Annotated in this window: 10 protein-coding genes; 7 read left to right on the top strand and 3 right to left on the bottom strand. The window is 39.6% G+C overall.

Going from position 1 to position 13,863, the window contains the following annotated elements; genetic code table 11:
* The 5 genes from EA341_RS14655 to EA341_RS14635 form a co-directional block, all read left to right on the top strand.
* On the top strand, positions 1 to 656 hold a 656-nt coding region (locus EA341_RS14655), incomplete at its 5' end, for a MoxR family ATPase (RefSeq protein ID WP_293015868.1).
* A 188-nt stretch (positions 657 to 844) separates the two neighbouring features.
* Positions 845 to 3,667: a TonB-dependent receptor gene (locus EA341_RS14650; protein ID WP_293015867.1), complete on the top strand. Its 2,823-nt coding sequence runs from the start codon at positions 845 to 847 to the stop codon at positions 3,665 to 3,667.
* A gap of 26 nt (positions 3,668 to 3,693) precedes the next feature.
* Complete coding sequence (locus EA341_RS14645) at positions 3,694 to 5,679, top strand: Ig-like domain repeat protein (RefSeq protein ID WP_293015866.1); 1,986 nt, start codon at positions 3,694 to 3,696, stop codon at positions 5,677 to 5,679.
* A gap of 60 nt (positions 5,680 to 5,739) precedes the next feature.
* Positions 5,740 to 6,306 (top strand): hypothetical protein, encoded by a 567-nt coding sequence (locus tag EA341_RS14640; RefSeq protein WP_293015864.1) that lies wholly within the window; start codon positions 5,740 to 5,742, stop codon positions 6,304 to 6,306.
* A 24-nt stretch (positions 6,307 to 6,330) separates the two neighbouring features.
* Positions 6,331 to 6,462: a hypothetical protein gene (locus EA341_RS14635; RefSeq protein WP_293015862.1), complete on the top strand. Its 132-nt coding sequence runs from the start codon at positions 6,331 to 6,333 to the stop codon at positions 6,460 to 6,462.
* Between the two features lie 410 nt (positions 6,463 to 6,872).
* Here EA341_RS14635 and tnpA read toward each other — a convergent pair whose 3' ends face one another.
* The 3 genes from tnpA to EA341_RS14620 all read right to left on the bottom strand — a co-directional run bounded on the left by tnpA (position 6,873) and on the right by EA341_RS14620 (position 11,064).
* Entirely contained in the window at positions 6,873 to 7,337 is a 465-nt protein-coding gene (tnpA, locus tag EA341_RS14630) for an IS200/IS605 family transposase (RefSeq protein WP_293015860.1), read from the bottom strand.
* Positions 7,338 to 7,465: 128 nt separating this feature from the next.
* Entirely contained in the window at positions 7,466 to 9,712 is a 2,247-nt protein-coding gene (locus EA341_RS14625) for a TonB-dependent receptor (RefSeq protein ID WP_293015859.1), read from the bottom strand.
* A 200-nt stretch (positions 9,713 to 9,912) separates the two neighbouring features.
* On the bottom strand, positions 9,913 to 11,064 hold the full coding sequence (locus EA341_RS14620; RefSeq protein ID WP_293015858.1) for a DUF4221 family protein: 1,152 nt from the start codon (positions 11,062 to 11,064) through the stop codon (positions 9,913 to 9,915).
* 360 nt (positions 11,065 to 11,424) lie between these two features.
* Here EA341_RS14620 and EA341_RS14615 point away from each other — a divergent pair, with 360 nt between their 5' ends.
* Together EA341_RS14615 and EA341_RS14610 are read left to right on the top strand one after the other, a co-directional pair.
* Positions 11,425 to 11,979, top strand: a complete 555-nt coding sequence (locus EA341_RS14615; protein WP_293015857.1) for a gluconate 2-dehydrogenase subunit 3 family protein — start codon at positions 11,425 to 11,427, stop codon at positions 11,977 to 11,979.
* A complete protein-coding gene (locus EA341_RS14610; RefSeq protein WP_293015856.1) occupies positions 11,972 to 13,675 on the top strand; it encodes a GMC family oxidoreductase in 1,704 nt (567 codons plus the stop codon). Before EA341_RS14615 ends, EA341_RS14610 begins: the two co-directional genes overlap by 8 nt.
* Positions 13,676 to 13,863: the final 188 nt, after the last annotated feature.

The following is a 13,863-nucleotide window of genomic DNA, read 5'->3' as shown; positions in this document are numbered from 1 at the left end:
TGAACCGTTCTCCAGCAAAGGTTCAATCGGCACTTTTGGAAGCCATGCAAGAGAAGCAGGTTACTATTGGGGAAACTACATTCCAGTTAGACAGGCCTTTTTTGGTATTGGCTACACAAAACCCTGTAGATCAGGAAGGGACTTACCCTTTGCCTGAAGCACAGGTGGATAGGTTTATGATGAAAGTACACATTGATTATCCGAGTAAGGCTGATGAAATGGAAGTCATGAGAAGAATGGCCAATATGCAATTCAACTCTGAAGTAAATGCTATTTTATCCAAAGAGGATATTTTTGCAATCAGGTCTATGATCAATGAGGTCAAAATTGCGGAGCCATTGGAGCAGTATATCATCGAATTGGTTTTTGCAACAAGGTTCCCGGAAAAGTATGGCCTTAAGGAAGAAGCCAAGTACATTCAGTTTGGGGTTTCTCCAAGAGCAAGCATCAACCTAAATCTGGCAGCAAGAGCCTCTGCTTTTATGGATGGAAGAGATTATGTGCTTCCTGAGGACATCAAAGCAGTCGCAGAAGATGTGCTCAATCACCGGATTATCCTCAATTATGAGGCCGAGGCAGACAATATTTCCACCCGTGACCTGATCCGCATATTTTTGGATAAAATTCCCATTAACAAAACCGTAACATTGAATTAGTCAAAATTGATTGATTTTGATAGTTGTAGGCTTTATTGACAAATAGGGGTCATTGCAATATTAATTTATTGTATTGACCCCTTTAATTTTTTACTTTCTATTTAATGAATTGATAATTTTTTCTACGCTCTCAATTCACATTGCATGATGACATTTGTGCTGTTCATAGCTGTACAAAAATTATCATCATGAAAAAGAAATTTTACCTCATTATCCTGGGTCTTCTGATCACGGGTTTTTCATATGCGCAATCCGGGTCAATACGGGGTGTTGTTTTTGACTCAGTTACAGGAGAGACCATTATCGGCGCAAATGTCAGGGTTGAAGGGACTTCAATTGGCGTGGCTACGGGAATTGACGGAGATTTTGAGATTAAAAATATTCCTGTTGGAAAAAAAACCGTCATAATATCGTTCATTACTTATTCTTCTCAGAATGTCGAAGTAAATGTATCAGAAGGTCAAACAATTGACCTTCAAATAGAACTACAAGAGGACATTTCAGATCTTGAAACATTTACTGTCACTGCAGTAAGAGAGACTTCTTCTGACATTACACTTTTAAAAAACATCAAAGAAAGTCTTCAGGTGGTAAGCGGTATTTCTGCAGAATCCATCAAACGTACGCTAGATAGTGACGCCTCACAGGTAGTAAAAAGGATACCAGGTGTAACTGTAGTAGGCGATCGATTTATCGTCATCAGAGGCCTCAATGAAAGGTATAATTCAGTGCAATTACACAACATTAATGCTCCAAGTATGGAAGCAGATGTAAGGTCTTTCTCTCTTGATGTGGTCCCGAGCAATATTGTGGATCAAATACTTATTTATAAAAGTCCCTCTCCTGAGCTTCCTGGAGATTTTTCTGGGGGAATGGTCAAAATTTTTACTAAAAGTATCCCTGATGGAACATCAACCACTGTTGATATCTCTTCAGGTTTTAGAAGGGGAAGTTCACTTCGAAATTTCAGAGGAGAAGATAGAAGATCGGGTCATTGGCTTGGCATCAATGATGGAACAAATAATCTTCCATCAGATTTTCCAGAAAGACTTACTGGACTTTCAAATGATGAAATCAACCAGGCAGGGCTGTCCTTACCTAACAATTGGGAGGAAATGAACTATAACTCAGGTTTGGATTCAAGATGGTCTGTCACTCATAATTTCCGAAAGGATTTAGGAAAAAAAGGAATGCAGCTTGGTAATACTACCAGCATACAATACTCCAACACCAAGACTGTTTTCAATGTGGAAAATAATGCATTTGAAGCATTTGATTTTGATACCAATGAGCCAAAATTAAGGTACTCATTTATGGATGTGGAGTATGGTCAAGAAATTATGGCTGGTGCTGTTTTTAACTGGGCCTTGAAAATAAATGATAACAATACAATAGAACTTAAAAATCTTTACCAAAGGCTTACTACCCATGATTTTGTAGACCGATTTGGAGATCAAGTTGCTCAAGGATTTACTCAAAACAACTTTGCTTTTTTTAACGAATACCGAGGAATTTATTCAGGTCAATTGGTAGGAACACACCAATTTTGGAACGAAAGTGCCAAAATTGAATGGGTTGGTGGGTATGGTCTTTCCTACAATGAATTGCCTGATTATAGAAGATACAGAACCAATGTTGTAGACGAAGAAACGGGTGAGTCGGTACTATTTATACCTAGAGGTCAGACACCGGATTTTTTGGGAAAGTTTTACTCCTCAATGAGAGAAAATATTTATTCTTTTAGTCTAAATTTTGAAGAAAGGTTTAACCTAAATAAAAATACTGCTTTCAAGCCTATAGTGAAAGCGGGTATTTACTTTGAAAATAGAGAAAGAAATTTTTCTGCGAGAAACCTAGGATATAGCAGAGGAATAAATTTTTCAGAAGAACTCACCCAAGTCAGTATAGGGGAGCTTTTTGATCCTTCAAATATCAGTGTGGCAAATGGTATCAGGCTAGGTGAAAACTTTTCTACCAGTAACTTTTACAATGCTACAAATGTCCTACGTGCTTATTACCTGTCTTTAAATCTACCTTTGGGTAAGTTTAACCTATCTGGTGGTTTGCGAATAGAAGACAATGATCAAAGACTTCAAAGCCCAGACAGGTTCCAACCTGGAACATCCACGCCTCCAATTGAACCAGTTGTAATTGACCAAGTTGATTTACTTCCTTCAGTTACACTTGCTTACAACATTAATCAAAAAATGGTGATCAAAGGTGTCTATGGAAAAACCTTAAACAGACCTGAATTTCGAGAAATCGCCCCATTCGGTTTTTATGACTTCATATTTGACGCCACTGTAACCGGATTTTCATTCTTAAGAAATGCTCAAATTCACAATTTTGATTTGAGATGGGAAATGTATCCTAGCTTGACAGAAACGATATCTTTTGCCCTGTTTTATAAAGATTTTAATGATCCGATTGAGTCTCTGTATGGTAATTTTGGTTCGGAACAATCCACCTTCTTATTCAGAAATACTGAGAGAGCTTATGCACGTGGTATCGAATTAGATTTGAGAAAATCATTGGCAAATGTTTTCAGAAGTCGATTCCTAAGTAAAATAAGCCTTCTAGGAAATGTGTCCATAATTGATTCCAGGGTTACTTTAGGAGATGAGCTTTCCCAACTTTTACGTGCAACAGATCGGCCATTGCAAGGGCAGTCTAATTTTATCGTCAATTCTGGTATTTATTATGATGATGAATTGACAGGGCTTCAAATCAACCTGAATTACAACGTAATAGGAAAAAGAATTTTATTGGTTGGTGCAGGCGCGATTCCTGATACTTATGAAATGCCAAGAAATGTTCTTGACCTTTCAATAAGAAAATCATTGACTCCAAAAATTTCCGTTAAAGCAGGCATCAAAGATATCTTCAATCAAGAGTTCCTTCTACTTCAAGATGGGAATGAAGACGGCATATTTGACCGACAAAATGACCAGATATTTAGAAGGTTCAAGCCTGGAACACAATACTCTTTAGGTATATCATACGAATTTTAATCACATACTAAACTTTATTTTATCCAATGAAAAAAAATGATTTCAAAAACAGTTTCAATCGGGGATTGAAACTGTTATCGATGTTGACGGTACTTGCGTCCTTCGTATTTCTTATTTCCTGTGGAGAGGACGAACAACCAGTTGGCGCTCCTCCATCTGTCTCAGTAAGCCCTGCAACAGCCACTGGCGTTAATGGAGCTGAGGTTTCCACTCAGGTCAATATCAATGCCCCTGCCGGCATAAAAAGTTTGAGAATTTTGAAAAACGGTGCTCCAAATGCTGCATACCCTGATGTTAACCTTACAGGAACCAGTTCAACTTATGATTTGGCTTATACTATTGAGCCTAATCTTCAGGAAGGCGCACAAGTGAACTTCACTTTTGTTGTAACTGACCAACTGGATAGAGCAGCAACAAGTGATCCTTTTACAGTAACTGTATCTGCCTTGCCTCCTAAGCCTAGAGTTCAATTAGGTGGTGTGACACGCTTATCAGGTTATGATGAACATATTCCAGGCGTGGCCGTGACAGGTATTGAAGGTTCTTACTTAGAAGAAAGAAACATTACACTTACCGCTGATAAAGATTATTACTTAATAGGATTTGTAAGAGTAGGTCCTATTCCTGCTGCTGGTCAAACCCCTCAGACTGATGATGGAAGAACAGAAGGTGTTTTGACAATTGAACCTGGCACAATAATATTCGGAGACGAAGCAACAAAGGGAACTTTGGTTATACAAAGAGGTGGTAAAATCATTGCAGAAGGTGAAAGAGATAACCCTATCGTATTTACTTCTGCAAACGCTCCAGGTGAAAGAACTCCAGGTGACTGGGGCGGTGTTGTTATCTGTGGTAGAGCAAGGAATAACGAAGGACCAAGCGTTCAATTAGAAGGTGGTTATGGTGCCTGGCACGGTGGCTCTGATGATGATGATGACAGCGGTATTTTCAAATATGTAAGAATTGAATGGGCTGGTATTCCTATCAATCCTAATGAAGAAGTAAATACCTTAACCATGGGTAGTGTCGGAAGAACTACAGTAATTGAGTATGTTCAAGCATCTTTTGGATTGGATGATCAGTTCGAATGGTTTGGCGGATCAGTTGACGGTAGGTATTTGATTGCATACAGAGGTTTGGATGATGATTTTGATGTTGATTTGGGACATAGCGGAAATATCCAGTTTGGAATTGGTATCCGGGATGCCAAAGATGCCGATCAGTCTGGATCAAATGGTTTCGAAGTGGACAATAATGGTAGTGGAGAATTGAGAGAGCCTTTTACTTCTTCTGTGTTTTCAAACATCACGATCATTGGTCCTAAAAAGGTTAGGGAAACTTCAATTTCTGCTGAATTTCAGCATGGAGCTCAGTTGAGAAGAAGTAGCAAATTGAAAATATACAACTCAATCATTACAGGTTATCCAATGGGTATTTTCATTGATGGTAATAATACTACTCAGTTTGCCCAGAATAACGAGCTTCAACTTAGAAATGTCATCTTAGCTGGAGTTAGAGGTTGGGGTGGAAATGGTTTTGGAAAGGCATTTGACAGAGAAAGAGCTTGGGATAACCAAAGTGCAATTAATTCATCAAGCTTCCCAGACTTAAATGCTGAGGGATTACCTTTCTTGGATGGAAATGGAAGTGCTAGAGGAAACCACCCTGGTGCAGAGCCAAGAGGTCACTCTATCAGATGGACAGCACAAGATTTTGACGCAAGAGCTTGGTTCAACACTACTGATTTTGGCAATCAGTTCTTCGGAGCTTGGGATGAAATTGGCATTAGCCCATCAGTATTTGATCTGGGTACTCCTACCTTTACGGTTGAATCTGAAAGCCCTGCAGCAACAAGTGCTTCTTGGAATAATGTTCCATTTGTACAATCAAGCACCAAAAGTGCATGGTTTGGAGAGTTTGAGGAGGTTCCTTTTGTAGGTGCTTTCGGTACTTCTGGAGACTGGACTCAAGGTTGGGCTAACTTTAGCAGAAACACTGTTTACAGAGACTAATTAAATCAATTAAGAGCCAAGCCTAAGTTGAAGGCTTGGCTCTATTTATTTCATTGCTGTATGAGGTTTATAATACTTACGATTTCTGTTCTTTCTGTTTTGATTTTTACTTCTTGTAAGGATCAAGAAAAGAAATTCAATATTGAAAATTTTTATGGCCAAAGCGAGCAAGATACCTTGATGGCCAATATTATTACCCACATTTACAAAGTACCAAGAGGAGCTGATCCAAAAAGAAAACATGACCTAGAGTATAGAAGTTTATACGTAAGTCAAATACCACTATTCGAATTTATACATTTTCATATTGAGCCCGAAGATAGCTTACATTTTTTTTACCTTATCAGGCCTGCAAGAAATGAAAGAGGATACAAAAGAGGTGTTTTAGGTCAATTCAAAGTAGATGAAAATTTTAAGCTCCTTGACTTCAAAGAAGTGGCTGTTACTCCTATGCTACCTAGAGAAGAAATCTTAGAAAAAGGAGATTATTTATGGAAAGACCTGATGTACTACAAGCATGTTGATAGGTATTACCTTAATAAAGAATTTGTGGAATTTCCAGATGAAAGAACGCGCTATGACAAAACTAAACATGAATGGACTTATGATAAGTCCAATGAGCTCTAGGAAATAAAAAAAAATTCGTCTGCCATGGTTTCCGAAAGGAAGACCTTGCAAATGGCCATAGGCGGATACGGTGCTGGGAAAGAAAGACTGGCCGATTTTGAGGTAAATGTACAGCATACGATACCTCGGTCAGTTCTTCAATCCCGCACCGTTTAATTTTTTTGTAATTTATGTAAATATTTTTGAGGACTTCTGGGTCATTCCGGGTTTTATAAAATCATGATGATTTCGAAGTCGGGTAATTTGAGGTTATGCGCTGATTGATCCCAACGGGATCACATGTTTATAGCAGGATATGTGTTAGAAGTAAGAGGTGCGACCCCGAGGGGGTCGTACCAATTCTGACAAAAACGTTGTTTCTATAAACATATGACCTCTTCGAGGTCAGAATCTTCATGTTTTCGATTTTATAGCACGAAATGCGTCTAGGGTAAGGTGCGACCCCGAAGGGGTCGAATGTAGCTAGCTGCAATGTTGTTATCTATAAACATATGACCTCTTCGAGGTCAATCCATTAAACATCCATCCAATACTAAAATCATAAAACCTCTTCGAGGTCGGGTTTATTAATCTTCAATCCAATCAAATAAATATTTTTCATCGAATTCTACTTGAAACTTTCTCAAAAATTCGATGTATTCTTGTTTAAAGGTTTTCTTTTGATGATGTTCTTTTTGATTTTGAATATAGGCAATCACATTATCCAAAGCCGAATGAGAATAAGAAAAGGCACCATATCCATCCTGCCATTTAAATTTGAATTTTGTGAATTTCTTTTCTTTCACAAAGGCATTAGATGACTTTTTTACTTCTCTTATCAGGTCTGAAAGGCAACAGGATGGTTTCATTCCAATCAATATGTGGATATGATCTGAGACCCCGTTGATAGCAATGAGTTTTTGGTTTTTATTGGTAATAATGCCTGTGATATACTTGTATAATTCTTCTTCCCAACTTTGAGAAATTAAACTATTACGTCCTTTTACAGCCATTACCACTTGAATGTAAATTTGAGAATAAGTACTGCTCATATTGTAAAAAATTAGAATATTAGATATGTTCTTAAATATATTAGGTATATCCCCAAAAGAAAATTTATTATTTGGTTAATGCTGGTAAAGTTGGGGTATTATTTTAATTTATCTCTATTCTATTTCAATCAATACCTCAATCCCAACTTCGCCCCTCCATAAAAGTTCCTTCCAGGTGCAGGCTGATAGAATCGGTTGGCAAAAGCATTGAGATCATTGCCAAGGCTATACGTTTCGTCCAGCAGGTTATCCACACCTCCATAAACCTCCACGTCCCATCTGCTCCCTAAGGTTTTTCTCCATCCCATTCTGGAACCTATCAGGTTATAGGCTTCTTGAAATACAGTATTTGCATCATTTAGTGGAATTTCATCCACGTATTGATGGGTAAAGTTGATGTACAAGCCTGTTCTACTTCGGATATCCAATAAGTTGACCAATGTATTTGGCGCGACTCCTGTGAGTTGGTTTCCAGAAAAATCATTCCCTGCTCTTTCAAAATCAGCAAAAGTAAAATAGTGCCCGGTAAAGGCATGGTTGAGTTTGATTTCTTCTATCAGGCTTCCCTGACTTCTAAATGGAGCATAATCCACGCTGACTTCCACACCTTTTTGGTCTGTTGCTCCTGCATTTCTAAAGAGTACTACTCCCTGTTCGTTGGCAAATGTGGTGATGGTTTGATCCAGCTTGAAGTAGAAAGCTGTGAAATCCAAGTTGAAAATTCCAAACCTACTTCTGTATCCAGCTTCGTAATTAATTCCACGCTCTGCTTCCAAATCAAGGTTAATACTGCCCTCATTGGTTCTCACTTCGGCAATAGTTGGCGGTGAAAAACCAGAACTGATGCTTCCGTGAATACCCGAGCGCTCATTGACCTTATACACCAAGGCAATTCTAGGAATGATGATAGGGTCAAATCTTCTCTGATTGTTGGCGGGCTCATTGGTACCCGCATCTATGCTTCTGTCAATATCATACCTCGAAAAGTTTTCTGAGAATCCCAAAGTCATCAATAGTTTTGGAGTCCATTCCAATTCCAGCTGCTGAAAAAGAAACGCTTGTGTAGTGACTAAATCATCACTGAACCTTACGGTATCTGCCTTTCCGTTTCTGTTACCAAAGTTTTGGGCTAAGGTTTTTCCATACTGATACTCCCCTCCAAGCAATAGCCTTACTGGGAAACTGCCCCAGGTATCTTCCAAAGCAAACTTGGTTCTTCCTCCATAGCTGAAGGCGGTTTCTTTTTTATAATCCAGAATAAAGGGGTTTTCAAATTCCTTGGAATTGAGGTACAAGGCAGTAGTATTTTCCCATTTTTTTCCCAATTCAATACGATGACTTAAGGTAGCAAAAACAGTTTTTTGAGCTATGGAACTGTTTTGCTCTACTGATCCGGGTCTTGCCTGCCTTCTGTCTTCTTCAAGTTGTGCCGCAGTTAGTGCACCGGGAATTTGATAGTCCAAATCTGAATATAAAATCTGAGTAGTCAAGGACTGTTTGTCCGATATATCGGTATTCAGTGCCACTTGGAATACTTTTCTGTCCACAGCACTGTGCTCTCGAAATCCCTCAGATTGCTGCCTGACATAGGAGGCACTGACACTTCCGTTTTCCAGTTTTTGATCTACCCCTATTCTATAGCGGAGCAGTCCGAAGTCTCCAAAACCCAAGTCAGTAGAAAGGTAGTTTTCAGTAATCTGCTTTTTGCTTTCAAAGCTGATAACCCCTCCATTTCCTGCACCAAAGATACTTCCGGCTGGTCCCTTGATGATTTCTGAATTCTGAATGTTCGATAAGTCCAGGATGTTCAGGTCAGTGGTACCGTCAGGAAAGGTAAAAGGGATATCATTCCAATACACCTTGACATTTCTCACTCCAAAAGGAGACCTGAGGGAACTGCCTCGGATGGAAATCCTATAACTGGCAGGGGCTCTTTGCTCAATCCGTATACCTGGCTTGGTATTGAATGCGCTGAGTATGGAGTTTTCATTGAATCGGTAAAGCTCACTTTCCAATACTTTGGAAATAGCGCCTGCCTGATGGATGAGAGGTCTTTCCGACTCAAAACCTGTAACCACCACTTCTCCAAGAGAACTTGTCGCAGGGGTCAATTCCACTATAAATTCACCATCAGTGAGTATTTGCTGGGAAATGGTTTCATAGGCAATATGCGAAAATACCAGGATACTGCTTTTGTCCAAGCTGAGCACTACTCTTCCTGTCTCATCCGAGATTTTATTTTCCTGACCCTGGATTTTCACCAGAACTCCAGGAATACCCTCCCCGCTGGTTTTATCATTGATCAGTAAAGTAGTCTGTGCTTGTATTTGTTGAAGACTTAAAAAAAGAAAAATCGAAAAGAGTATACGCATCATATATCGGAATTTGCTGTAAGGTAATGCTATTGTATTATTGATAAAACCTTGAAGTGGTACATTGGTTATTTTTGAGTTGGAATGGATAAAAGGCCTTTCAGCAATGTTGGCGTTTTATTGATTTTTTCCCAGGTTGTGGATTTCCCAAAATTCCTTCGGTCTTACAATTTTTATAATTGATCGAGTCCGTAAAAATAGTATCAATCAAAAGTCATTCTCACAAAACCCAATTCATCATCCACATTGACATAGTACCAGATTTTGCCGTCTTTGAGAAAAGGATAACTTGGTGGCTGTTGTAATTGAAGAAGGTGGGATTCCCCAAGTAGATTGAAATTTTCATCTAAAATAGTCAGATAAACCTTGGAGATTGATTTTTTTTCCTCTTCCTCTGAAATAGGTTTATTTGAAATTTCGCTAGGGATGGTTTCGTAAGAAAACCGGTAAAATCTTTTTGTGCTTGGATCCCAAATAGGTTCTCTGAAGTTGATTTCAGCATTTATATCCCCCATTACTTTTTTGAATTGATCCTCAGAATCAACTTCTTTGGGATAACCTCCTTTTTTACCGGACTTAGTCAGTGTAGGAGAATAAGCTGCCTGATAAATGCTATCCCTTTCGGTATCAAATACAAAAAGCGTTGCAAATGCGGAGTTGGAAAGAATGATTTTATTTTCTACTCTTTGAAGCGACTTATCAGCGGCAGAAATCATTATCATTTGATCCGATTTCAACATGACTGAATAATCCTGCAACTCATCTATTCCCGGTAAGACAAACTTCCTGAGCTCCTTTTCTTTAAAATCAACTTTGGCAATTGATTGATTTTCTATTGTCCATCCCCCCAAAAGCCCATAGATAAAATCCCCATCTTTAGTTATAATGGATTTGCGGTTAAAATTCTCCCCATCTTTTAAAGTTTCTCCTTTAAAACTTTCCTTTGCCAATTTATAGGTTCTGAGCTTTTTCCCGTTCATATCAAATAGGCCAATGTCTTGAAAGTTGGCCATCACAATCCTTTCGTTGTCCAGTAAGCTCAGCCAACTTACATACGACCCAACACCGTCCGGTCCTTCTTTTTCGAATTTTATTTTTTCCTCTAATCGCAAATCATTGATATTGACTTTATCTAAAGTGGATTCATCCATATTCCAAATATAAAGATACTGCTTGTCATCAGTCATGGCACTGGACCAAAGGCCATTCTTCAAATTGATGATTTCATTACCTGGGTCTACCACTACTGTATCCAGAGTGAAGGTGATATTGGAATAGTCAGTTGTGGTTTCAGTTTCATTTCCCCCACAGGCAAATAAAATGAAGGATGAGAGAACAAAAGCAAGTTTTTTCATAGAGATGCGATTTGCCTAACAATGTAACCACTATAAGTTTAAAATAAAATGCACGTAAAAACATGGAAATAAAGTTTTTCCTAACTCAAATAGTCCGTTGCCCAAATCCTGTACCTTGAATTCTTGATATTGGAATTTCCCAGCTATCCGAAGGCTGTTCCTTCGAATAAAGAATGGGTTCGTTTTTAAGATTAGCTTTAATTCAAGACAAAAATTTAACCAGCTTGCCACACCAGCTACCAAACAAAAAAATATTTTATGAATTTTCACTAAATCGTTTTACCTTTTTGATCCATTTGAAAAACACCAAATTCTTGTTTTCTTAAATGGCTGTATTGACAATCCATTAATAATAAACCCATGAAAAGAAGAGACGCACTCCGAAACCTGGCCTTGATTACTGGAGGGCTGGTGCTTGTTCCCTCCTGTGATTTTTCCAAAAAGGATATTCTCGCAGCGTATGACAAGCTCAAAGTGAGTTCGGACATGAAGCAGCTTCTGGCTGAAATAGCCGATACCATCATTCCTTCCGGTGAAACTAAAGGTGCTTCAGACCTGGAAGTGCAGGACTTTATATTGGTCATGGTCAACGATTGCATGGATGAGGATGCACAGAAATCATTTACAAAGGGATTCAAATCATTTGAGAATTATACCATCAATAAGACCGGAAATAAATTTGGACAACTTGAACCTTCCCAACAAGAAGAGGTGGTATTGTCGGGCTTACAGGAAGAAGATGAAGATTATATAGACCTAAGAGGCTTTTTAGGCACGACGAAGAGGTTTACAATTCAGGGATTTTTATTGTCTGAATACATGCAAACCGAAGTGAAACCTTATTCCCTCATCCCCGGTGACTATCAAGGCGAAGTTTTGATCTCATCACTAAAATCAGAAAAAATCAATGGCTAATTTAAATATAAACGCAAAGCAAGACAGAACCTATCAAGCCATAGTGATTGGCTCTGGAATAAGTGGCAGCTGGGCAGCAAAGGAATTATGTGAACATGGCGTAAAAACCCTTGTACTGGAAAGAGGGAAAGATGTCAAACATATCAAAGACTATCCTACCACCAACATGTTGCCCTATGAGTTTGAGCACAGGGGACAGATTACCGAAGAGGTAAGGAAAGAAAACCCAGTGGTCAGCAGGTGCTATGCCTTCAGAGAAGATGCTCAGCATTTTTTTGTAAAAGATCAGGAACACCCCTATGTACAAGAAAAGCCATTCGATTGGATCAGAGGCTATCAGGTTGGGGGTAAATCCCTGCTTTGGGCGAGACAGGTTCAGCGTTGGTCAGATTTTGATTTTGAAGGCCCTGCCCGAGATGGTTTTGCAGTAGATTGGCCTATACGCTACAAAGAACTCGCTCCATGGTACAGCCATGTGGAAAAGTTTGCTGGAGTTTCCGGAAACCTAGATGGTTTGCCTCAACTTCCCGATGGGGAGTTTCTACCTGGTTATCCCCTGAATGTCGTAGAAAAGCATTTTCAGGCGCAAATGAAAAAACATTATGGTGACAGCAGGCATATGATTCTAGCCCGTTGTGCACATATCAACGGAAACTTCGATTACTATGCCCAACAGGGCAGGGCCAAATGCCAAAGCCGAAACCTCTGCCAGAGAGGATGTCCTTTCGGAGGCTATTTCTCAGCCAATTCATCTACGCTACCTTGGGCAGAAAAAACAGGCAACCTGACTTTAAGACCTGATTCGGTAGTGCATTCCATCATTTATGATGAGGAAAAAGGCAAAGCCACCGGTGTTAGGGTAATAGACAGGCTGAGCAAAGAAATGGAAGAGTTCTATGCAGACGTGATTTTTGTCAATGCTGCAGCACTGAATACCAATTTGATTTTACTGAACTCCACCTCCAATAGATTTCCAAATGGCTTGGGTAATGACAATGGACTTCTGGGTAAATATGTGGCTTTTCACAACTATAGGGCGGGTGTTTCTGCCGATTATGAAGGCCACTTGGAGTATACCACCCAAGGAGGAAGACCGACCTCAGGCTATTTCCCAAGATTCAGGAATGTATTCAAACAGGAAACGGATTTTCTTAGAGGTTATGCGGCAGGCTTCAGCGCCAACAGAGGCCCATATGCAGATCAAAGTGGCATAGGCATGGAACTGAAGGAAAATATTCTGAACCCAGATAAATGGGGGCCATGGAGAATCGGTTCGCACATGATGGGTGAGACCATTCCAAAGGAGTCAGGCTATGTGGCTCTGGATTCCAATCTGAAAGACGAGTGGGGAATTCCGCAATTGAGGGTGAATGTGGATTACGATGACAATGACGAAAAAATGATCAAGGATTACCTGGAGCAGATGACGGAAATGTTTGACAAGGCCGGATTTACCAATATCCGAACCAGAGATGACCACAGGGCTCCGGGCTTGGATATACATGAAATGGGTGGGGTGCGTATGGGTAAAGATCCTAAAACTTCCCTGCTGAATGCCGACAATCAGTTGCATGCTGTTCCGAATGTGTACGTGACTGATGGAGCGAGTATGACTTCCACCGCTACCCAAAACCCATCTTTGACTTATATGGCTTTTGCGGCTAGAGCGGCGCATCACGCGATGAAGAATATGTGAGGTCACGCGGAGGACGCTAAGACGCCAAACTTGTCCCGATCAACTCAGGAGGATCGCAAAGAAGTTTTGGTATTGTTCTTAAGGTCCTTTTTTTGATAAGTAAGCTGATTTCTGCTCTTTGGCTTTCAAGACCGCAAAGGTATCTGCGAAATCAGCGCAATCAGCGGGAGAATAAAGTCCCGCGGATT

Origin of the sequence: Mongoliibacter sp., assembly GCF_007692705.1 — a bacterium.
GTDB lineage: Bacteria > Bacteroidota > Bacteroidia > Cytophagales > Cyclobacteriaceae > Mongoliibacter.
Note: the sequence above shows the minus strand (reverse complement) of the source record. Positions and strands in the feature narration are given on the sequence as shown.